Source organism: Bradyrhizobium sp. UBA2491, from assembly GCF_002341725.1.
Classification (GTDB): domain Bacteria; phylum Pseudomonadota; class Alphaproteobacteria; order Rhizobiales; family Xanthobacteraceae; genus Bradyrhizobium.
In genome coordinates, this window is the sequence record NZ_DDOP01000015.1 from 60,816 (window position 1) to 81,173 (window position 20,358).

Genomic DNA, 20,358 nt, shown 5'->3' on the forward strand with positions numbered 1-20,358 from the left:
CCTATTTGGCTCTGCCTGTGGGCAGGAAACTCACGATCTTCTCGCCGAGCTTGATCAGCGCGACCAGACGCGGCCGCGGCACGTTCAGCATCTGCGAGTACCAGCGGTCGACCAGCTCGGTGAATGTCAGCATCTCCTTCAGCCGCTTGCTGGCGAGCGGACTGATGGTGGGATCGTCGGCAGCGTCGGAGACGCAGGCGCGCAGCGCGGCGAGCGCGGGATCGATCTCGCGCTCCTTGCGCCGGGCCGCGATCTTCGCCGCGACCTCCCAGATGTCGGTCTCGGCCTCGAAGTGGTCGCGACGGTCGCCGAGGATCGGTACCCGCCGGATCAGGCCCCAGGACAACAGCTCCTTGATCGAATTGGAGACGTTGGAGCGCGCCATGCCGAGCGTGTCGGCGATGTCCTCCGCCGTCATCGGCGCCTCGGCGAGATAGAGCAGCCCGTGGATCTGGCTGACCGAGCGGTTGACCCCCCATTCGTCGCCCATGTCGCCCCAATGCAGGATGAAGCGTTCGACGACGGCAGGAAGTTTCTTCTTAGCTGTTATTTCTGTCATGACAGAAATATCAGATTATTCGGACTGGAAGTCAAGAGCCGCCAAAGGCCGTTCGGCCGCGAACGTCGTCGACGGTGAGATGGATGGCGTTGTGGCAGGTCAGACCGTCGGCAGGAAGGCGAACCGCTCACCCGCCCCGCGCAGATTCAACAGATCGGACGTGCCGGCATCTTCCCGCACGCGGTCGACGCGCGCCGAGATCGGGCCGCGGCCGCATGCCGTAATCATGTCGGCGACGACGCCGTCGGGACCGGCGAACACCGCCTCGACGCTGCCATCGCGGCGGTTGCGGACCCAGCCTTCGAGGCTGCGCGCGTTCGCATGTTCGTGAACCCAGGCGCGATAGCCGACGCCCTGGACGCGTCCGGTGATCGTGACGTGGCGGATCACACCGCTCACTTCTTCAGGCCGAGGAACTCGCCGCTGCGCGCCCTGGTCTCGGCCTCGCGCATCACGCGACCGGTCAGTTCGGACGATGCGATACCCTTGAGGTTCTTCGGCGAAGTGCCTTCGCGCAGCGCCTTCAACGTCTCGTAGACGGCCTGGGTCGCGGCAGCGAACGGCGCATGGCCCTGTAGTGCGATCCTGACGCGCTGGCTCGCCAGATAGTCCGGCGCGGTCATCTCCTCCGGCGCGCCGCCGAGCACGATCGGCAGCGTCGTCGCGGCCGACAGCGCCTCCAATTCGCCACGGGATTTGATGCCGGTGAAGAACAAGCCGTCGACGCCGACCGCCTGATAGGCCTTCGCGCGCGCGATCGCGTCGTCGAGATTGGTGATCGAGGCGGCGCCGGTCCGGCCCAGGATGACGAGCGACGGATCGCTGCGGCCGTCGAGCGCGGCCTTCATCTTGCCGACGCCCTCCTCGCACGAGATCAGCTGCGTCTTGGCCTCGCCGAACGCCTGCGGCAGCAGCGTGTCCTCGATGGTGAGGCCGGCGGCACCGGCGGCCTCCACTTCCTGGACCGTGCGGCGAACGTTGAGCGCATTGCCGTAGCCATGGTCGGCATCGACCAGCACCGGCAGCGTCGATGCACGCGACATCCGGCGGATCTGCTCGGCGAACTCGGTCAGCGTGATCAGTGCAATGTCGGGATCGCCGAGCACGGCGAGCGAGGCCACCGAGCCGCCGAACATGCCGAGCTCGAAGCCGAGATCTTCCGCGATCCGGATCGAGGTCGCATCATAAACCGAGCCCGGCCGAATGCAGCTCGATCCGTTGAGGATGGATCGCAGAGCTTCGCGGCGTTTGCGGAAGGCCATGGTGTTGTCTCCCTCGACGTCATTGCGAGGAGCGAAGCGACGAAGCAATCCATCTCTCACATACGCTTGCGCGGTCAGATGGATTGCTTCGCTGCGCTCGCAATGATGAATCTATGCGAACTCCAGGATCAGCGCGTCGACCGCGAGTGTGGCGCCGGCGGTGGCGTGGATCTTCTTCACCGTGCCGTCGCGCTCGGCGCGCAGCACGTTCTGCATCTTCATGGCTTCGACCACCGCGAGCGTCTCGCCGGCCTTGACCTCCTGGCCCTCGGTCACCGCGATCGAGACCACGAGACCCGGCATCGGACACAGCAGCTTCTTGCCGGTGTCGGCCGCCGAGGTCACCGGCATCAGCCGCGCCGAGGTCGCCTCGGTCTCGGTGAAGACATAGACCGGCACCTCGAAACCCTGATGCGCGAGGCGGAAGCCGTTGTTGATCGCCCGCACCTGCACGGCGACGAAATTGCCGTCGATGGTGCCCTGCCAGACCGGCTCGCCCGGCGCCCAGCTCGACGCCAGATTGTGCGGATTGCCAGGCAGCCCGTCGGCACCGATGAAGCGCACTGCGATGGCGTCGTCCTCGCGTGCGACGTCGAGCGCAATCTCGGCGCGATCGAGCCACACCGCGCGGCGGCGCTCGCGCTGCACCACGCGGCCGCCCATCTGGCCGGAAATCTGCCGCTTGCGTTCGCCCAGCACATGATCGATCGCGGCGCCGACTGCCGCAAGCCGCCGAGCGATCTCGCCCTCGGGCGCGCGCGCCGAAAATCCCTTGGGGAATTCCTCAGCGATGAAGCCGGTCGAGAGCCGCCCCTCGCGCCAGCGCGGATGATTCATCAACGCCGACAGGAACGGGATGTTGTGCCTGATGCCGTCGACATAGAAGGCGTCGAGCGCGGTCGCCTGCGCCTCGATCGCGGCAGCGCGCGACGGGGCGTGAGTGACGAGCTTGGCGATCATCGGGTCGTAATAGATCGAGATCTCGCCGCCTTCCTGCACGCCGGTGTCGTTGCGAACGGTGATCCCGTCACGGCTGGCTTCGGCCGGCGGGCGATACTTCACAAGACGGCCGATCGACGGCAGGAAGTTGCGGAACGGATCCTCGGCATAGACGCGGGACTCCACCGCCCAGCCGGTCAAGGTGACGTCCTTCTGCGCGAGCGCGAGCTTCTCGCCGGCGGCGACGCGGATCATCTGCTCGACGAGGTCGATGCCGGTGATCAGTTCGGTGACGGGATGCTCGACCTGCAGGCGGGTGTTCATCTCCAGGAAGTAGAAGCTCTTGTCCTGGCCAGCGACGAACTCCACGGTGCCGGCCGAATCGTAGTTCACGGCCTTGGCCAGCGCGACGGCCTGCTCGCCCATCTTGCGGCGGGTGGTCTCGTCGAGCAGCGGCGACGGCGCCTCCTCGATGACCTTCTGGTTGCGGCGCTGGATCGAACATTCGCGCTCGCCGAGATAGATCACGTTGCCATGCTTGTCGCCGAGGATCTGGATCTCGATGTGCCTGGGATCGACGATGAATTTCTCGATGAACACGCGATCGTCGCCGAACGACGCCTTCGCCTCGGCCTTGGCGAGGTTGAAGCCTTCAGCGACCTCTCCCTTCGAATGCGCGATGCGCATGCCCTTGCCACCGCCGCCGGCAGAGGCCTTGATCATCACGGGATAGCCGATCTCGTCGGCGATCTGGACCGCGTGCTTGTCGTCCTCGATCACGCCGAGATGACCGGGCACGGTCGAGACCTTGGCCTTCGCAGCCGCCTTCTTGGACTCGATCTTGTCGCCCATCGCGGCGATCGCGCCGGGGTTCGGACCGATGAAGACGATGCCGGCGGCCTCCAGCGCGCGCGGAAACGCCTCGCGCTCGGACAGGAAGCCGTAGCCGGGATGCACCGCCTGCGCGCCGGTCTTGCGGCAGGCCTCGACGATCTTGTCGATCAACAGATAGCTCTCGGCCGCAGCCGGCGGACCGATCAGCACGGCCTCGTCGGCCATCTCGACATGCAGCGCGTCGCGGTCGGCCTCGGAGTAGACGGCGACCGTCTCAATCCCCATACGGCGCGCAGTCTTAATGACCCGGCAGGCGATCTCGCCGCGGTTGGCGATCAGAATTCGTTTGAACATGCTCTTCTTGCTTGGGCTTTTTAGGACTTGGGCTGTTGGCAGGATTCCTCCCCGCGCAATCTGGCACGGGCGATTGGGCGTAACCACTCCGTTGGTACAGCAAATTGCCCCGGAGGCAACGGTCTAATGCAGGACCTGCCCGGTGCTTCGCCGGTCCGCGGCGGTAGCCTGAGGAGTATCTCAGCCCGAATAGGTCTTGAACCGGCCGCGCGAATAGGCCTTGGCCACGGCTTTCATCAGCTCGCTGACCTCGTTCTCCAGGAATTCATTGGCCACGATCAGCGCCCGGATGGTAGCGCGCAAGTCCCCGCCGCAGGCGGAAATGGCCTGATCGACAGCGCCTTCCAGCCCGTTATCGTCGTCAGATTCGGGCCGTGCAGACATCATAAAGTATCCGGGATTCAGTTGATACATCATGTTCCTATTTTGTTCCTATCGAGTCAATCGGATCTTTGATCGGACGCTGCCTCCTGGGGCGTCTTCTTCTTCCGCCAACGCGCGAGGCATTGCAGGGTCCAGATGTCGGTGACGATTGTCGGCGAGGATGTTGATGATGAACTCGGCCATGTGCATCCCTTCCATGGAGGCATCTGGCCGTTCTACGTCGCGGAACACCTGTCAGGCTGTGACGGTGCGCACGCATCTGTCTCTTCTCGCGAACAGTCCTTGGTTGGATCGTACCTGCATGTGCTAGAAGTCCGGCTGCCCGCCAAAGATCCGAAGTGAGAACATGCGGTTTCGTCATCCGGTCATCACGACCCTTCTCCTGACATGCCTGTCGGCGAGCCCTGGTTTCTCGGCCACGGCGATCGTCAAGGACGCCGGCACCGTTCAGCTCGGCAACACCACCTATCGGCTCGACGGCATCGACGCGCCGGCGGTCGACCAACTCTGCATCGACGAGCATGCCGACGTCTGGACCTGCGGGATCGAAGCGCGCGACCAGCTGACGAGACTGATCGGCGGCAAGCAGGTTCACTGCGACGATATCGGCGTCGATCCCAGCTTCAAGAAGCGCCGGCTCGGCGTCTGCAAGCTCGAGGGCGACCCGACCAGCCTCAGCCAGGTCATGATCCAGAAGGGTTACGCCCTCAATGTCGAGAGCTCGGCCACTGGCCGATTCAAGCCGGATGAAGCCACCGCCAGGGACAATCGCGTGGGACTCTGGAAGGGCTGCTTCGTGGCGCCGCGCGATTTTCGTCTCGGCAAGAAGGATGGCACCCTGCTCGGCACCGCCTGCCCGGCCGATCGCGACACGCAGATCCGCGACGCGCTGTTTCCCGCCGACCTGCCGATGCCGGCAAGCTGCAACATCAAGGGCAAGTACGCGGTGCGTGCCCGCGTCACCGGCAATGTCGGCATCTATCATTTGCAGGCCTGCCGCAGTTACCCGGGCCTCGGCAATCCGGATCGCTGGTTCTGCTCCGAGGAGGATGCGCAGGCCGCCGGGTTCCGCCGGGCCTATAATTGCCGTCCACCGAAGGGCAAATGAAGCACAAGTGACGAGCGAGTGAAGAGCAGAGATCGCCGCAAATCAGGCTGGCAAAGCCGCCTCGTCCTGTGTGACACTGCGCCAAGAGGTTGCCGGCGCGTATGACCCCTTCCGATCCCTCTGATGTGCTCCCTGAAGCGGCGGCAGCCGAACGGCTGCGGCAGCACCTTGAGGAGATCGCACGCGAGCGCGACCGGGCCCATCGCGAGCTGCTCGAGCGCGAGGCGGAGCTGGCGCGAATTCAGCGCATCGCCCGGGTCGGCGGGCTCGAGATCGATTTCCGCGACGGCGTGCGCAACCGCCGCTCTCCCGAATATCTGCTGGTACACGGCCTGCCGCCGGAAGAGGTCAACGAGACCTACGAGAACTGGGTCGCGCGCATCCATCCCGACGATCGCGAACGCACCATCCGCCACCTGTTCGGCGTGCTCAAATCCGGCGGCGAGGACTACACGGCGGAGTACCGCATCGTCCGGCCGAACGATGGCGAGAACCGCTGGATCCGCGTCGTCGCCAAGATCGAGCGCGACCGCAGCGGCCGCGCGCTGCGGCTGGTCGGCGCCGATCTCGACGTCACCGACCAGATGCTGGCGCAGGAAACCCTGCGCGAGAGCGAGGAGCGCTTCCGCCTGATCGCCGACAGCGCGCCGGTCCCGATCTGGGTGACCAAGCTCGATCGCACCCGCTCCTTCGCCAACCAGGCCTATCTCGATTTCCTCGGACTGCCGTTCGAGGAAGCGATCGTGTTCGACTGGCGCAAGGCGCTGCATCCGGACGATCTGCCCAAGATCCTGCAAGAGCAGATCACCGGCGAGCTGTCGCTGAAGCCATTCGTGCTCGAGGCCCGCTATCGAAACGCCGCCGGCGACTGGCGCTGGCTACGCTCGGAGTCGCAGCCGCGCTGGGATCCGAACGGCAGGCATATCGGCTTCATCGGCGTCGCCCACGACATCACCGCCGCCAAGCAGGCCGAGATCGAGCTGCGCAAGCTCAACGAGTCGCTGGAGCGGCGTATCACAGAACGCACCGCGCAGCTCGAGTCCAGCGAGGCGCAGATGCGCGCGATCCTGGAGACCAGCCATCAACATCAGGGGCTGCTCAACCAGGACGGCGAATTGCTCTACGCCAACCGCACCGCATTGGCCGGCATTCGCGCCGGCGCCGCCGATGTCGTCGGCAAGCCGTTTTGGGAGACGCCCTGGTTCAGCGCGACCGAAGGCGCGCCGGAAACGATCAGGAATGCCTTCACCACGGCAATGCGCGGCGAGGACGTCAAGTCCGAACTGCCGCTGCGGCTACCGATCGGTGACCGTCATTTCGACTTCGAGATGCGGCCGCTGCGGGACCAACATGGAACGATCGTCGGTGCGGTGCCGGAGGCCGTCGACATCACCGAACGGCGCCGCGGCGAGGAAGCCTTGCGGCAATCGCAGAAGATGGAAGCGGTCGGCCAGCTCACCGGCGGCGTCGCGCATGATTTCAACAACCTGCTCACGATCATTCGCTCGGCGACCGACTTCCTGCGCCGCCGCGAGTTGCCGGATGAACGGCGCCGCCGCTACATCGACGCGATCTCGGAGACCGTTGAGCGCGCCTCCAAGCTCACCGCGCAACTGCTGGCATTCGCGCGCAGGCAACCGCTCAAACCGGAAGTGTTCAATGTCGGGTCGCAGGTCGACAGCGTCGCGCAGCTGATCCGCCCACTGGTCGGTGGACGGATTCACATCGAGGTCCGGATCGAGGATCCCGACTGTTTCGCGATCGCCGATATCGGCCAGTTCGAGACCGCGCTGATCAACCTTGCGGTCAACGGGCGCGACGCCATGAACGGCGAGGGCCTGCTGACGATCGGCGTCAGGAAGGTCAGGAACATCCCTGCCCTGCGCGCCCAGGCCTCGCGCAGCGGCGATTTCGTCACGGTCTCGATCCAGGATACCGGCACCGGCATCTCGCCGGAAAATCTCGATGCGATCTTCGAGCCGTTCTTCACGACCAAGGAGGTCGGCAAGGGAACCGGCCTCGGCTTGAGCCAGGCATTCGGCTTCGTCAAGCAATCCGACGGCGACATCGAGGTCACCAGCACGCCCGGGCACGGCGCGACCTTCACCATCTATCTGCCGCAGGCGATGCGCCCGGCCGACACCAAGGTCGCCGCCAGCGCAGGCATCGAGCAGGCCTCGATCGGCCGCGGCTATCGCGTCCTCGTGGTGGAAGACAACGACGATGTCGGCCAGTTCTCCACCGAACTGCTCGAGGACCTCGGCTATTCGGTCAAGCGCGCGGCAAATGCCAACGCGGCACTCTCGATCCTCTCCGAGAACGAGTTCGCCGCCGACCTCGTGTTCTCGGATGTGATCATGCCGGGCATGAACGGGGTCGAACTCGCCGGCGTGATCCGCGACCGCTTTCCCGGCCTGCCGGTGGTGCTGACCAGCGGCTACAGCAACGTGCTCGCCGAGAACGCACACAGCGGCTTCGAACTGATCCAGAAGCCCTATTCGGTCGAGGCGCTGTCGCGCACGCTCCGCAAGGCGATCGCCGAGCAGCGGACGACCGCGGCCAAGTCCTGACCACGGGCGCCGGCTACGCCCTACTCGATCTCAACATGCGCAACGCCGAGCTGAAGGATGCCGAGCGCGCGGGCCGCCGTGGTCGAGACGTCGATGATCCGTCCGCGGACGAACGGGCCGCGGTCATTGACGCGACAGCGGATCGATTTGCCGCGATAGGACACCGTGACCATGCTGCCGAATGGCCGCTTGCGGTGCGCGCAAGTCATCTCGCCACTCTTGCCGATGCCACGATAATAGGACGCAAGGCCACTTTCCGCGCTTGCCATGCATGACGCAAACAGCAGCATGGCCGCGGACATCATTGCGGTTTTCATTGATCGCCTGCCGGTCGAGCCCCGCAAGGGAACGCGGTTCCACGGTTTCGGTTCCGTGTTCGTCGCGCCAGCCGGTCGATTTCTGGGAACTTGCCGTCGAAGGAACTGCCGACTCAAGCGGCGTTTTCGACGCCTTCCGCCGCGAGCAGCGTCCGGACGTCCTGCGCCGGAACCGGCCTGCTGAACAGGTAGCCCTGCATTTGCGTGCAGCCGAGCATCTGCACGGTGTCGCGCTGCTGATCGGTCTCGACGCCCTCGGCGGTGGTGATCATGTTGCGGTCGGCGGCGATCGACACCACCGCACGGATGATCGACGCCGAGCCCGAATTGCGGGTGACTTCCTTGACGAAGCTGCGGTCGATCTTGATCTTGTCGAACGGAAATCGTTGCAGATATTGCAGCGACGAGTAGCCGGTGCCGAAATCGTCGAGCGCGATGTGGACGCCCAGTGCGCGAAGCTGGCCGAGCGTGACCAGCGCCGCATCATCGTCGGCGATCAGCACTGCCTCGGTGATCTCGAGTTCGAGCCGGCGCGGGTCGAGCCCGCTCTCCGCCAGCGCGTTCGCAACCTTGAGCGCCAGCGTCTCCGACTTGAACTGGATCGGCGAGACGTTGACGGCGACGCGCACATGCGCCGGCCACCCCGCCGCCTCGATGCAGGCGGTGCGCAGCACCCACTGCCCGATCTCCTCGATCAATCCGGTTTCCTCGGCCACCGGGATGAACTCGACCGGCGAGATCATGCCGCGCACCGGATGACGCCAGCGCAGCAGCGCCTCGCAGCCGGTCACCTCGTCGCTGCGCAGGTCGACCAGCGGCTGGTAGTGCAGCTCGAAACCGCCCTCGGCCAACGCGCTGCGCAGATCGGCCTCCAATGCGCGGCGCAGATTGGCCTGCTTCTCCATCGCCGGATCGAAGAAACGATAAGTCCGGCGGCCGGCAGCCTTTGCCGCATACATGGCAAGGTCGGCGCATTTCAGCAATTCGAACAGATCGGTGCCGTGGCGTGGCGCGATCGCGATCCCGATGCTGGCATCGCTCGAGAGCCGATGGCCGAGGCAGTCGAACGGCGTGCGCAGCGACTGATAGATGCGCGCCACGAGGTCGCTGACAGCGTCGTCGGACGCGATGTCGTGCTGCACGATCGCGAACTCGTCGCCGCCGAGGCGCGCGATGAAGTCATTCGCCCCGACCGATTGGCGCAGCTTGCCGGCCACGCCGCGGAGGAATTCGTCGCCGATCAAATGACCGAGCGTGTCGTTGATCCGCTTGAACTCGTCGATGTCGATATAGTGGATCGCGAATTCGCGCCCGGCGGCCTTGCGCAGCAGTTCTTCGGCATGACGCTGGAACAGCATGCGGTTCGGCAGATTGGTCAAGGCATCATAATGCGCGAGATATTCGATCCGCGCCTGCGCGCGCCGCCCGTCGGTGACGTCCTCCAGCGTGGTGGCCCAGCCGCCGTCCGGCGCACGCTTGTAGATCAGGTGGATGCTGCGGCCGTCCGGGGTATCAATCACCACATCCTGGACCCTGTCGTTGTCAGGATTGGTGAATCGGGCGCAGTATTCATCGACATCGCCAACGAACGAGCCGGTCGCCTCGCGGTGCAGGATGAGGTCGCGCAGATGACATCCGGGCTTGGCGACATCGGGCGATAGGCCGAACATCTCGATATATTGCTGGTTGCAGATCACCAGTCGCGCCGAGGCGTCGAACAGCAGCAGCCCCTGCGCCATGGTGTTGATCGCGGTGTCGAGGTGCTGGCTTTTCTCGGACAGCTTGCGCTGGGCCGCATCATGCTGTCGCTGCAATTGGCGGACGATCAGGAAGATCGTCATGATGACGATGAGCACCGCGAGCACCGCAGCGCAAAATTGCAGCTTGGTCTGGGCGCGCCAGTCCTCCAGCGCGCTGGCAGTCCGTGTGGTGGCAAGGATCATGATCGGAAAGTGCGACAACGACCTCACCGCCCCGACATTCTCCTCGCCGGAGGCCCCGACGAACCGCCCGGACGTGTTGCCGCCGAGGCTGATGACCTTCCGGAACAGCGGCTGGTCGACGATGTTGTGGCCGACCACGCCGGCGTCCTGCGGATAGCGCGCGATGATCGTGCCGTCGCGATGGATCATCGAGATCACAGTGTCGCCGTTCAGCGCCAGCGAGCCCACGAAATCCTCGAAATGACTGGGCTCGACGCCGCGGCTGGCGAAGCCGATGATCTCGCCGTTGCGCCCGGTGATCTTGCGCGCAAAGATCGTGGTCCAGTTGCCGGTCACCTTGCTCACCGCCGGCTCGACGATGACCGGCGATGTCGGCCGCCCCGAGGTGAATTCCTTGAAATAGCGCCGGTCGGCGATGCTGATGTCGGGCACCGGCCACATCTCGGATGAGTTGATCAGCCATCCCTTGGCGCTGAAAAGATTGAGACCGCCGACATGCGGCAACGCCGCCAGCCGCGTCCGCAGCATCTCGTGCGCACTCAGCAGCGACATGTTCTTCTCGAACTGGTCGGCGGTCTCGACCTGTTCGGACCGCAGATAGTTCAAGACGTCGTCGTGGATATGCTGGAGATCGCTGAGCTGCTGGTCGAAATGCCGGGACAGCAGCAGCGCGGTGTTGTTGAGCTCGCGCTCGGACATCTCCAGCGCGCGCTCGCGAAACTGCAGCGCGAGATAGCCGGTACCGAGCGTGATCGCGAGCACGAGCAGCGCGGCACTCAGGACGAGCCACTGAATGGCGCCCATCCTGATCGCGCGCAACACACCTTTGATCGACAGCCGCCGGTGCTCCGGCTTCACGCTGTTCGTTGAGACAACCGACATTTTCCTGCCCCTGCGGGTGCTCTTGTACGGGAACACAACCCAAGGGGTGGTTAGGAAAATCAGTTATCGGACGGTTAAGGCGGATGCGCAGAAAACTTCGATCGGTACGACGATCGTCAGGATGCGGCCGCAGCGGGCGACGCCGCCGTCGCTTCCTTCAGGCTGCACTCGATCAACGCGCCTTCGATGGTGAATTTCGAGAACGGTGAGAACGGCGTTACGGCCTTGAGCGCGGCGAAGAATTGCGAGTCACCTGGGCTCTTCAGGAGAAACCGCACGTGGTTGGCCGACAGCGCGTCACGCGACAGCCAGACGACGCCGGAGAACAGCGCCACCAGCATCTGCGCGTAATCGCCGGCACCGGCGATGCCGAGATCGTAGATCGGAGACACGTTGACGAAGCGCGCGCTGAGCGCCGGCGCCGAATATCGGCTCATCAAGAGACGTCTGACCTGGCAGACCGCGTGGACCCGTTCTCCGTCGGTCAGGTGATACAGCCCCTGGCTGTCACCTTCCCTGGCCGTCAGCGCCTCAAAGGCGCTCATGCCGCCGAAGGTCGCAATATCCTCGCCGACGCCTTCAGCGTCCTTCTTCCATTGAGCCTTGATTAGACGCCAGGACCGCTCGGGATCCTTGATTGGCAAAAGCCGCATAGTTACCCGAAGGTTAGCGCGAAGGCCTCGATCGGAGCGATATTATGTCGCAGGCATTAAGCCTTTGCTTACAGCGGTAGCCGGTTGCGTCTACGTGACCGCTGGCCCGGCGATGCGTAACGGGATGAAGCGAAGGGAAGTCCGGGAGGCTTCACAAGGGCTGGCGCGCGCCCGGATTTCGCGTCACCTCATCCAGGCTATAACCTCGCACAGGAGTTCGCGATCGCACAGAACTCACCATCAGCCACGCGCTTGACGGGCAATCCGTTCGGTCGGCGACGGGCGATGGCCATGCCATCCCGAGCCTGCTCAGATATCGACATTGCGACAACAGGAGTTCTGCCGCGAAATGGACGCACTGACGCTGTTCGGATTGTTCGCCGTGACCATGATGCTCGTCTGCTACGCAGCCGAAGACCGCAGCCCCTGGTTCATCCTGGCCTTCGCGGTCTCGTGCGCGCTGGGTTCGGCCTACGGTTTCATGCAGGGCGCCTGGCCGTTCGGCCTGGTCGAAGCGATCTGGGCCGTCGTTGCGGCGCGCCGATGGCTGATACGTCGAACCGCGGACACCGCGTAACGTTATAGTATCCGTAGCCAATCTGTCGCGGAGACGAACTTGAATGCGCGCGGTCGGGGCGCTAATTAAGGCGCATGGCCGCTTCGCGCACCATGATTCAGTCTTCCGCTCACGCATCGGGATCGCGCCGCTGGCGCAGCCTGCTCGCGGGACTGATTTCGCTTGCGCTGGTGCTGTCGTTCTTCCACGGCTGGACCTCCGACCGCGATGACGATGCGGCTCCCGTCGCCTCGATCGCACTGTCGATCGACGACACCGGCGGCAAGGCCCCGGCGCATCCGGCTTCGCTTCACGGCGATCATTGCCTGACGCATGTCGCCTCGGTCGCTCCGCAAGAGACCGCCTTCCCGATCGCGTATGCGGTGCATAGCTACGGCGATGACAGCATCGCCCTGCCGGAGGCGGCCGATCGCATCTCTCCATTCGAGCCTCCGCGTGCCTGATCCGGTCGACATGACCGGCCGTGTGCCGTAGCCGTCAGGCCGCGCGCACCGTTTCGCACAGATCGATGTCGCGACAGCGCAGAGCCATCGGCATGCGCTGCGGAGAGGCGCATATGAAACGGGTTGTTCTATTCTTCGCCGGCGTGGCCGCCGGTATTGCACTTGTCGTCCTGGCTGCCGGATCGATCGGCTGGCCCGTTAAATTCCCGGCCGGGACGCAGGAGGCCGCAGCCACCGACGTGCCGAAAGCCGAGGCCAAGCATGAGGCGCCCGGCCATATCGAGCTGAGCGAAGACCAGATTCGCGAAGCCCGCATCACCCTGGCGCAGGCCAGCGGCGGCATGCTGAAGCGGCATTTCCTGGCACCGGGGTCATTGATCCCCGACGCCGACCACATCGGGCGCGTCTCGGTGCGCGTGCTCGCGACGGTCACGGAACTGCGCAAGCGTCTCGGCGACGTCGTCGAGAAGGGCGAGATCGTCGCGGCGATCGAAAGCCGCGAGGTCGCCGACGCCAAGAGCGAATACCTGGCCGCACGGCTGACCAACGATCTGCAGCAGACCCTCTATGCCAGGCAGAAGACGCTGGTCGAGACCCGCATCGTATCGGAGAACGAGTTTTTGCGCACCCGGCTGAGCGCGAACGACGCCCAGATCAAGCTCGACGGCGCGCGGCAGAAGCTGTTTGCGCTCGGCCTTTCGGAGAGCGAGATCGCCGATCTGCCCAACCAGCCGCAGGAGAGCCTGCGAACCCAGTTCCTGCGCGCGCCGATCAGCGGCCGGGTCTCGGAGCGGCGCGTCGATCTCGGCGGGCTGATCGGGCGCGAGGGGCAGGAAAGCGAGCTCTACGTCATCGTCAATCTCGACGACATCTGGGTCGATCTCGCCGTCTCGCCGGAAGACATCGGCGCGGTCCGCGAAGGCGTTTCGGTGAATATCCGCGCCATCGGCACCGAAGATCAGACCAGCGCCAACGTCATCTTCGTCAGCCCCCTGCTTGACCGCGAGACCCGCAACGCGCGGGTGATCGCAACACTGCCCAACAAGGACCACCGCTGGAAGCCGGGTACCTTCGTCACGGCGGAGGTCCCGCTCGCCGGAGCCCCGTCCGCCGTGATGGTCTCGAAGAAGGCCATTCAAACCGTCAAGGGCACACCGACCGTGTTCGTCCGCGACGCCGACGGCTTCGAGGCGAGGTCGGTGCGAACCGGCCGCGAGGACGATGACGATATCGAGATCGTCACCGGTCTTGCCGCCGGCGAGACCATCGCGGTGCAGAACACCTTCACGCTGAAAGCGGAGGTCGAAAAGGACGAGGCGGAGCACGGCCATGATTGAGCGCATCATCGGTCTTGCGATCCAGCGGCGCTGGGTGGTCGTCGCCCTGGCGGCGGTCCTGATGTTTTTTGGTGGCTTCGCGTTGACGAAACTGCCGATCGACGCGGTGCCCGACATCACCAACAAGCAGGTGCAGATCAACACCGTGGCACCCGCGCTGTCGCCGGCGGAGATCGAGAAGCAGATCACCTTCCCGATCGAAACCGCACTGGCGGGCGCGCCGGGGCTGGAGAGCACGCGATCGCTGTCACGTAACGGCTTCTCGCAGATCACGGCGGTGTTCAGCGAAGCCACCGACATCTATTTCGCCCGCCAGCAGGTCGGCGAGCGCCTGACCGAGGTGCGCGCGCGCCTGCCGCAAGGCGTCGAGCCCCGGATCGGGCCGACCTCGACCGGCCTCGGCGAGATCTACATGTGGACCGTCCATTACTCCGGCGAGAAGGCGCAGACTGACGGATCGCCAGGCTTGCAGAGCGACGGCCGCTTCCTGACGGCGGACGGCCAGGTGCTGCAAAGCGAGGTCGAGAAGGACGCCTATCTGCGCACGGTGCAGGACTGGATCATCAAGCCGCAGATCAAGATGGTGCCGGGTGTCGCCGGCGTCGATTCGATCGGCGGCTATCTCAAGCAGTACCAGGTCCATCCCGATGCGGCGAAGTTGATCGCGCTCGGCCTCACTTTTGCCGACGTCGCCAAGGCGATCGAAACCAACAATGTCAGCCGCGGCGCGCGCTACATCGAGCGCAATGGCGAAGGATTCGTGGTGCGGTCCGGCGGACGTCTCGAGACCATGGAGGAGCTCGGCGCCGTCGTCGTCACCACCCGAGGCGGCGTGCCGGTCCGGATCCGCGACCTCGCGACGCTTTCGATCGGTGGCGAGACGCGCACCGGCAGCGCCAGCGAGAACGGCCGCGAGGTCGTGGTCGGCACCGCCTTGATGCTGATCGGCGCCAACAGCCGCACCGTGTCGGCCGCGGTCGACGCCAAGTTGCGGGCGATCACGCCGTCCCTGCCGGCCGGCGTCAAGGTCGAGACGGTGCTGAACCGCACCCAGCTTGTCGATGCGACCATCGGCACGGTGGCGCGCAACCTCAGCGAAGGCGCCTTGCTGGTGATCGCAGTGCTGTTCGTGCTGCTCGGCAATTTCCGGGCTGCCTTGATCACCGCGCTGGTGATCCCGATCGCGATGCTGATGACCGCGATCGGCATGTGGCAGGGCCGCATCAGCGCCAATCTGATGAGCCTCGGCGCGCTGGATTTCGGCCTGATCGTCGACGGCGCGGTCATCATCACCGAGAACAGCCTGCGCCATCTCGCCGAGAAACAGCACGCGCTCGGCCGCGTGCTGACCCGCGACGAACGGCTGGAGACGGTGCGGGCCTCTGCCGTGGAAATGGTGCAGCCGAGCCTCTATGGCCAGGCCATCATCCTGCTGGTCTACGTGCCGCTCCTCACCTTCACCGGCGTCGAAGGCAAGATGTTCGAGCCGATGGCGCTGACTGTCATCCTCGCGCTCGCTGCCGCTTTCGTGCTGTCGCTGACGCTGGTGCCCGCACTGATCGCGATCTGCATCACCGGTCGTGTGCAGGAGAAGGAGAACTGGCTCGTCGCCGTCATGAAGCGGTGGTACAGCCCGCTGCTGCGGCGCGCGGTGGCGACGCCCGTGCCGGTCATCGCGGCGGCGGTCGTGCTGTTCGCCACCGCGCTGTTCGGGTTCTTCCGCCTCGGCCAGGAGTTCATTCCCTCGCTCGACGAGAAGAACATCGCCCTGCATGCGCTCAGGATTCCGAGCACGTCGCTGTCGCAGTCGCAGGCGATGCAGCTGTCGGTCGAGAGGACGGTCAGCCGCTTCCCGCAGGTGTCGTTCATCTTCTCCAAGACCGGCACCGCCGAGGTGGCGAGCGATCCGATGCCGCCGAACGCGTCCGACACTTTCATCATCCTCAAGCCGCGCGATCAGTGGCCTGATCCGTCGCTGACCAAGGAGCAGTTGATCGAGGACATCTCGAAGGCGGTCAACCGGCTGCCCGGCAACGTCTACGAATTCACTCAGCCGATCCAGATGCGCTTCAACGAACTGCTCGCCGGCGTTCGCGGCGACATCGCGGTCAAGGTGTTCGGCGACGAGTTCGAGCCGATGCAGAAGGCCGCCAACCAGATCGCCTCGGCGCTGCGCGGCGTGCCGGGCGCGACCGACGTCAAGGTCGAGCAGGCCGGCGGCCTGCCCGTGCTCGAGATCAAGGTCGACAAGGCGGCGATCGCCCGGCGCGGCCTCAGCGTCTCCGAGGTCCAGGACGTGATCGGTGCAGCGGTCGGCGGCCAGGATGCCGGTGTCGTGTATGAGGGCGACCGCAGTTTCGACATCGTGGTGCGATTGCCGGAGAGTGTGCGCTCCGATCTCGAAGCCTTGAGCAACCTGCCGGTGGCATTGCCGAAGGCGACGCCGAGTTCGCCGGTGCAGAGCCTGCCGCTCAACCGCGTCGCGCAGTTCTCCTTCACTGAAGGGCCGAACCAGATCAGCCGCGAGAATGGCAAGCGCCGTATCGTGGTGACCGCCAATGTCCGCGGCCGCGATCTCGGCTCGGTGGTCGAGGAGGCCCAGAAGAAGGTCGGACAAGCGGTGCAGCTGCCGCCGGGTTACTGGATGACCTGGGGCGGCCAGTCCGAGAACCTTGCCGCTGCGCGGCAGCGGCTCGCCGTCGTGGTGCCGGCCTGCTTTGCAATGATCTTCCTGCTGCTGCTGGCAGCGATGGGATCGGCGCGCGACGCGCTCTTGGTCTTCAGTGCGGTGCCACTGGCGTTGACCGGCGGCATCGCGGCGCTGTTGCTGCGCGGCATGCCGTTCTCGATCTCGGCGGCGGTCGGCTTCATCGCGCTGTCCGGCGTGGCCGTGCTGAACGGGCTCGTGATGCTGAGCTTCGTCCGCCAATTGCGCGAGCAAGGCGTGCCGATGCGCGAAGCGATCGAGCAAGGCGCCCTCACTCGCTTCCGACCCGTGGTGATGACGGCGCTGGTTGCTTCGCTCGGCTTCGTCCCGATGGCGTTCGCCACCGGCACCGGCGCCGAGGTGCAGAAGCCGCTCGCCACCGTGGTGATCGGCGGTCTGATCAGCGCCACCCTGCTGACACTTGCCGTGCTGCCCGCGCTCTATGCACGGTACGGGCATGCCGGCAGCGCTGCGCGCAATGAGACGACAGCGATTCAGCCTGCGGAATGACGGCGTGCCGACCGGCGGTCCGCAGAAAAAGACCGGCAGTTACAGCGCCGGACCGGCGCTGTAACATTTCTGTCATATGACAAAACTAAACGAAGTCATGCGGCGGGCTGCCGCGGGGCTTCATCAGGGGGACGAAGAAGATGCGCCGTGCCATTACACTGCTTTCTGCGAGCATGATCGCGCTTTCAGCGGGCACCGCCTCGGCAGAGAACGCCAAGCCGCGCAACCTGATCCTGTTCGTCCCCGACGGCCTGCGCGGCGGCATCGTGACGCCGGAGACGGCGCCCGCGATGGCCGAGATTCGCGACAAGGGCGTCCACTTCAAGAACTCGCACTCGCTGTTCCCGACCTTCACGATGGCGAACAGCTCGGCGCTGTCGACCGGTCATTATCTCGGCGACACCGGCACCTTCTCCAACACGATCTTTACCGGCTACACCTCGGTGCCCGCTGGCGACACGGTTGTCCCCTTCATCGAGAACGATGCGGTGCTCGCCGACATCGATGACCATTTCAATGGCGACTACCTCAACGAGGAGACGCTGCTGAAGATGGCCCGCCGCGAGGGCTTCAGCACCGCCGCCATCGGCAAGGTCGGCCCGACGCTGCTGTTCGACCATACCGATCGCGGCAAGAACACGATCGTGGTCGACGATTCCACCGGCGGCAAGACCGGCGTTCCGCTCTCCGACGAGGTGAAGGAGGCGCTGACCAAGGCCGGCCTGCCGCTCGCGACCCCGAGCCGCGGCGACAATGCCAAGGCGGGCGACGCCAAGACGCCCGGCACCACGGTCGCCAACGTCGCGCAGCAGGCCTACATGGCCGATGTCGCGACCAAGGTCGTGCTGCCGATGTTCAAGGCGCGCAACAAGCCGTTCGTGCTGGTGTTCTGGTCGCGCGATCCGGACGGCAGCCAGCACAACACCGGCGACAGCCTCAACACCATCACCCCCGGCATCAACGGCCCGACCTCGATGGCCGGCATCAAGAATGCCGACAACAACCTCGCCCAGCTTCGCAAGGCGCTCGACGAGCTTGGGCTCTCGGCCAACACCAACATCATGGTGTCGTCCGACCACGGCTTCTCGACCATCTCGAAAGAGAGCAAGACCAGCCCTTCGGCCAAGATCGCTTACGACGACACGCCGAAGGACTTCCTGCCGATGGGCTTCCTGGCGATCGATCTCGCCAAGGCGCTGGACCTGCCGCTGTTCGACCCCAACGACAAGAACGCCAAGGTCGCCGACAACGCCCACCCGAAGGCCGGCAACGGCGTACTCGGCCAGGACCCGGCCAAGCCCGACGTCGTGATCGCGACCAATGGCGGCTCGGACCTGATCTACCTGCCGAACCGCGACAAGAAGCTCGCCGACCGGGTCATCAAGGCGCTGCTCGAGCAGGACTATGTCAGCGGCCTGTTCGTCGACGACAAGCTCGGCAACTTCCCCGGCACACTGCCGATGTCGAACCTCAACCTGAAGGGCAAGGCGGTGACGCCGAACCCGTCGATCGTGGTCAACTTCCGCTCCTGGTCGAGCGGCTGCGAGATCCCGACCAATTGCTCGGTCCAGATCGCCGACACCGTGCTGCGCCAGGGCCAGGGCATGCATGGCAGCTTCAGCCGCGGCGACACCTACAACTTCACCGCCGCGATCGGCCCCGACTTCAAGGCCGGCTATGTCGATCCACTCCCGGTCAGCAACGCCGATGTCGGCATGACCGCGGCCCAGCTGCTCGGCCTGCACACCCCGAATAATGGCGGGCTGGTCGGCCGGGTGATGTCGGAGGCACTGCCGAACGGCATCGTGCCGAAGATGGCCGAAGGCACCCTGATGTCCAAGAAGGCTTCGGCCAACGGCCTGCGCACCGTGCTGAAATTCCAGCGCGTGCTCTCGACCCGCTATTTCGACGTCGCCGGGTTCCCGGGGCGGACCCTCGGGCTCGAGGAGACCGCCGGCAAACAGAAAACGGCGGGGAAGTGATCCCCGCCGCTTTCGCTTGAAGCCTTTTCGTTCGGGACGATGCCTGCATCGTCCCGGGCGATCACATCATCCCGATGTCGAACACGTTGGGCAGCTGGGTCGCGAGCGGCAGTGCAGCCGCGCCGACCAGCGTCGCCACCATCGCCGCCAGCGCACGACCGGTGCGGCGCTGACCGCGCATCCGGGCGGCGATCCATTCCAGAACCTTGGTGTCCATCTTGGCGCCCTGCTTCGGCGCCCAGCGATCGATCTCGGTCTCGGGCGCCAGCGCCACGGTGCGCGGCGGCACCGGCAGGCCGGACTCGGACGCAGCGTGATGGGCAATTGCCTTGGCGAGCAGATCGTCGAACCGGCCGCCATCGCTGCGCTCGGCCGCGGCCTCGTTGATCGCGAACAGCGCCTCGATCTCGGCCCGGCTCACCGGCTGATGCTCGACCGCTGCGGCCGTCAGGATGCGCGCGCACCAGGCAGCGTCATCGGCGTCGAGCGAGCGGGAGAAGTGGATGCGGCCCTTGGTGGTCGGGCCTTCGCCGGTGATCACGCCGTCGCGCACGATGGTCAGCGCATGGGCGGCGGTCTTGCGGCAGGATGGAGACAACGCACCGCTGAGAGCCTCAGCGGTCTTGGTACTTGGGGCAGACATTGTGGGAGCTTTCAATTCCTATCTCAGGCCAGCTTTTCCATGCCGGCGTAAACGAGTGGTTAATGATTCGAAACTTGCGTTCCGAGATTTTTAGATGGTTGCTATTTGGTCGCTTTGAAGGGTGTCACGGTTCAGTCCTATAGCAGCCGGGGCCGGCGTGATGACGGCGATAAGCGGCTTAATCTGGGCATTTCCAGGCTTTTGTTCCGCAAGAGATGTTTCGCCGCAGGGTTTTGGATCAAAACAAGTTGCTTGGCATTCCAGCCTCCAGGAGAAATTTCTCACCTTTTTTCAGAACCGGTTCACTTAGTCCTTGCCGCCTCCTATACTGACGTCGGCACCTCTAAATCAGAT

Annotated in this window: 17 protein-coding genes; 8 read left to right on the forward strand and 9 right to left on the reverse strand. The window is 65.0% G+C overall.

Annotated features, from left to right (window positions below; translation table 11 throughout):
- Position 1: 1 nt before the first annotated feature.
- From B2W55_RS04085 to B2W55_RS04105, 5 genes are all read right to left on the reverse strand, one after another.
- Entirely contained in the window at positions 2-559 is a 558-nt protein-coding gene (locus tag B2W55_RS04085; RefSeq protein WP_024581275.1) for a GbsR/MarR family transcriptional regulator, read from the reverse strand.
- Between the two features lie 99 nt (positions 560-658).
- Positions 659-958 (reverse strand): acylphosphatase, encoded by a 300-nt coding sequence (locus tag B2W55_RS04090; RefSeq protein WP_024581274.1) that lies wholly within the window; start codon positions 956-958, stop codon positions 659-661.
- Positions 955-1,821, reverse strand: coding sequence for an isocitrate lyase/PEP mutase family protein (locus B2W55_RS04095; RefSeq protein ID WP_024581273.1), 867 nt, complete (start codon positions 1,819-1,821; stop codon positions 955-957). The genes B2W55_RS04090 and B2W55_RS04095 overlap by 4 nt, the downstream gene beginning before the upstream one ends.
- A 111-nt stretch (positions 1,822-1,932) precedes the next feature.
- Positions 1,933-3,948 (reverse strand): acetyl-CoA carboxylase biotin carboxylase subunit, encoded by a 2,016-nt coding sequence (locus B2W55_RS04100; protein ID WP_024581272.1) that lies wholly within the window; start codon positions 3,946-3,948, stop codon positions 1,933-1,935.
- 180 nt (positions 3,949-4,128) lie between these two features.
- Positions 4,129-4,335, reverse strand: a complete 207-nt coding sequence (locus tag B2W55_RS04105; protein ID WP_024581271.1) for a hypothetical protein — start codon at positions 4,333-4,335, stop codon at positions 4,129-4,131.
- Between the two features lie 132 nt (positions 4,336-4,467).
- On the opposite strand from B2W55_RS04105, the gene B2W55_RS04110 reads away from it, so the two are divergent.
- From B2W55_RS04110 to B2W55_RS04120, 3 genes are all read left to right on the forward strand, one after another.
- The gene (locus B2W55_RS04110; protein ID WP_145987274.1) at positions 4,468-4,674 is read left to right on the forward strand and encodes a hypothetical protein; all 207 of its coding nucleotides are present in this window, start codon (positions 4,468-4,470) and stop codon (positions 4,672-4,674) included.
- 4 nt (positions 4,675-4,678) lie between these two features.
- Positions 4,679-5,440: a thermonuclease family protein gene (locus B2W55_RS04115; protein ID WP_024581270.1), complete on the forward strand. Its 762-nt coding sequence runs from the start codon at positions 4,679-4,681 to the stop codon at positions 5,438-5,440.
- Between the two features lie 101 nt (positions 5,441-5,541).
- Positions 5,542-8,010, forward strand: a complete 2,469-nt coding sequence (locus B2W55_RS04120; RefSeq protein WP_029879113.1) for a PAS domain-containing hybrid sensor histidine kinase/response regulator — start codon at positions 5,542-5,544, stop codon at positions 8,008-8,010.
- A gap of 20 nt (positions 8,011-8,030) precedes the next feature.
- Here B2W55_RS04120 and B2W55_RS04125 read toward each other — a convergent pair whose 3' ends face one another.
- From B2W55_RS04125 to B2W55_RS04135, 3 genes are all read right to left on the reverse strand, one after another.
- The gene (locus B2W55_RS04125) at positions 8,031-8,315 is read right to left on the reverse strand and encodes a septal ring lytic transglycosylase RlpA family protein (RefSeq protein ID WP_244442208.1); all 285 of its coding nucleotides are present in this window, start codon (positions 8,313-8,315) and stop codon (positions 8,031-8,033) included.
- A 125-nt stretch (positions 8,316-8,440) separates the two neighbouring features.
- Positions 8,441-11,152: a bifunctional diguanylate cyclase/phosphodiesterase gene (locus B2W55_RS04130; RefSeq protein WP_024581267.1), complete on the reverse strand. Its 2,712-nt coding sequence runs from the start codon at positions 11,150-11,152 to the stop codon at positions 8,441-8,443.
- 116 nt (positions 11,153-11,268) lie between these two features.
- Positions 11,269-11,805, reverse strand: coding sequence for a hypothetical protein (locus tag B2W55_RS04135; protein ID WP_024581266.1), 537 nt, complete (start codon positions 11,803-11,805; stop codon positions 11,269-11,271).
- Positions 11,806-12,154: 349 nt separating this feature from the next.
- Here B2W55_RS04135 and B2W55_RS04140 point away from each other — a divergent pair, with 349 nt between their 5' ends.
- From B2W55_RS04140 to B2W55_RS04160, 5 genes are all read left to right on the forward strand, one after another.
- On the forward strand, positions 12,155-12,382 hold the full coding sequence (locus B2W55_RS04140) for a hypothetical protein (protein WP_024581265.1): 228 nt from the start codon (positions 12,155-12,157) through the stop codon (positions 12,380-12,382).
- A 92-nt stretch (positions 12,383-12,474) separates the two neighbouring features.
- Entirely contained in the window at positions 12,475-12,825 is a 351-nt protein-coding gene (locus B2W55_RS04145; protein ID WP_145987275.1) for a hypothetical protein, read from the forward strand.
- A 113-nt stretch (positions 12,826-12,938) separates the two neighbouring features.
- A complete protein-coding gene (locus tag B2W55_RS04150) occupies positions 12,939-14,162 on the forward strand; it encodes an efflux RND transporter periplasmic adaptor subunit (protein ID WP_024581263.1) in 1,224 nt (407 codons plus the stop codon).
- On the forward strand, positions 14,155-17,379 hold the full coding sequence (locus B2W55_RS04155; protein WP_024581262.1) for an efflux RND transporter permease subunit: 3,225 nt from the start codon (positions 14,155-14,157) through the stop codon (positions 17,377-17,379). Before B2W55_RS04150 ends, B2W55_RS04155 begins: the two co-directional genes overlap by 8 nt.
- A 140-nt stretch (positions 17,380-17,519) precedes the next feature.
- On the forward strand, positions 17,520-19,361 hold the full coding sequence (locus B2W55_RS04160; protein ID WP_024581261.1) for an alkaline phosphatase family protein: 1,842 nt from the start codon (positions 17,520-17,522) through the stop codon (positions 19,359-19,361).
- Between the two features lie 61 nt (positions 19,362-19,422).
- On the opposite strand, the gene B2W55_RS04165 is transcribed toward B2W55_RS04160, so the two are convergent.
- Positions 19,423-20,004 (reverse strand): hypothetical protein, encoded by a 582-nt coding sequence (locus B2W55_RS04165; protein WP_024578663.1) that lies wholly within the window; start codon positions 20,002-20,004, stop codon positions 19,423-19,425.
- Positions 20,005-20,358: the final 354 nt, after the last annotated feature.

Coding starts and splice junctions, on each gene's coding strand:
- B2W55_RS04160 (WP_024581261.1), top strand. CDS start 17,520: ATGCGCCGTGCCATTACACTGCTTTCTGCGAGCATGATCGCGCTTTCA.
- B2W55_RS04140 (WP_024581265.1), top strand. CDS start 12,155: ATGGACGCACTGACGCTGTTCGGATTGTTCGCCGTGACCATGATGCTC.
- B2W55_RS04165 (WP_024578663.1), bottom strand. CDS start 20,004: ATGTCTGCCCCAAGTACCAAGACCGCTGAGGCTCTCAGCGGTGCGTTG.
- B2W55_RS04155 (WP_024581262.1), top strand. CDS start 14,155: ATGATTGAGCGCATCATCGGTCTTGCGATCCAGCGGCGCTGGGTGGTC.
- B2W55_RS04095 (WP_024581273.1), bottom strand. CDS start 1,821: ATGGCCTTCCGCAAACGCCGCGAAGCTCTGCGATCCATCCTCAACGGA.
- B2W55_RS04130 (WP_024581267.1), bottom strand. CDS start 11,152: ATGTCGGTTGTCTCAACGAACAGCGTGAAGCCGGAGCACCGGCGGCTG.
- B2W55_RS04100 (WP_024581272.1), bottom strand. CDS start 3,948: ATGTTCAAACGAATTCTGATCGCCAACCGCGGCGAGATCGCCTGCCGG.
- B2W55_RS04115 (WP_024581270.1), top strand. CDS start 4,679: ATGCGGTTTCGTCATCCGGTCATCACGACCCTTCTCCTGACATGCCTG.
- B2W55_RS04110 (WP_145987274.1), top strand. CDS start 4,468: ATGTCGGTGACGATTGTCGGCGAGGATGTTGATGATGAACTCGGCCAT.
- B2W55_RS04150 (WP_024581263.1), top strand. CDS start 12,939: ATGAAACGGGTTGTTCTATTCTTCGCCGGCGTGGCCGCCGGTATTGCA.
- B2W55_RS04085 (WP_024581275.1), bottom strand. CDS start 559: ATGACAGAAATAACAGCTAAGAAGAAACTTCCTGCCGTCGTCGAACGC.
- B2W55_RS04125 (WP_244442208.1), bottom strand. CDS start 8,315: ATGATGTCCGCGGCCATGCTGCTGTTTGCGTCATGCATGGCAAGCGCG.
- B2W55_RS04145 (WP_145987275.1), top strand. CDS start 12,475: ATGATTCAGTCTTCCGCTCACGCATCGGGATCGCGCCGCTGGCGCAGC.
- B2W55_RS04135 (WP_024581266.1), bottom strand. CDS start 11,805: ATGCGGCTTTTGCCAATCAAGGATCCCGAGCGGTCCTGGCGTCTAATC.
- B2W55_RS04105 (WP_024581271.1), bottom strand. CDS start 4,335: ATGATGTCTGCACGGCCCGAATCTGACGACGATAACGGGCTGGAAGGC.
- B2W55_RS04120 (WP_029879113.1), top strand. CDS start 5,542: ATGACCCCTTCCGATCCCTCTGATGTGCTCCCTGAAGCGGCGGCAGCC.